The following is a 359-nucleotide window of genomic DNA, read 5'->3' as shown; positions in this document are numbered from 1 at the left end:
ACACAGTTTTGTGTGCCGACTTAGCTCAGTTGGTAGAGCAACTGACTTGTAATCAGTAGGTCGCCAGTTCGACTCCGGCAGTCGGCACCATTTATTTAAACTAAAGTAGTCTTTAGTTTATGTCTAAAACGTTTGTTTAGGCATGCCCAGATAGCTCAGTCGGTAGAGCAGGGGATTGAAAATCCCCGTGTCGGTGGTTCGATTCCGCCTCTGGGCACCATTATTTTGAACTAGTGTTTTTGTTATTCAACTAAACATTATTTCGGTGCCAAGATAAATAATTCCTAAGAATATATTTATCGCACACAGTTTTGTGTGCCGACTTAGCTCAGTTGGTAGAGCAACTGACTTGTAATCAG

The 359-nt window shown here is 42.1% G+C and carries 2 tRNA genes; both read left to right on the top strand.

Annotated elements, in window-relative coordinates:
* Positions 1 to 14: 14 nt before the first annotated feature.
* A tRNA-Thr gene (locus tag HII17_RS18910) sits at positions 15 to 90 on the top strand.
* A 54-nt stretch (positions 91 to 144) separates the two neighbouring features.
* Positions 145 to 220: transfer RNA gene (locus tag HII17_RS18905), tRNA-Phe, on the top strand.
* Positions 221 to 359 lie beyond the last annotated feature (139 nt).

The sequence above is a fragment of the Thalassotalea algicola genome (genome assembly GCF_012932965.1).
GTDB classification, from domain to species: domain Bacteria; phylum Pseudomonadota; class Gammaproteobacteria; order Enterobacterales; family Alteromonadaceae; genus Thalassotalea_F; species Thalassotalea_F algicola.
The sequence above is the reverse complement of the archived record's forward strand: the minus strand, read 5'-3'. Positions and strand labels throughout refer to the sequence as shown.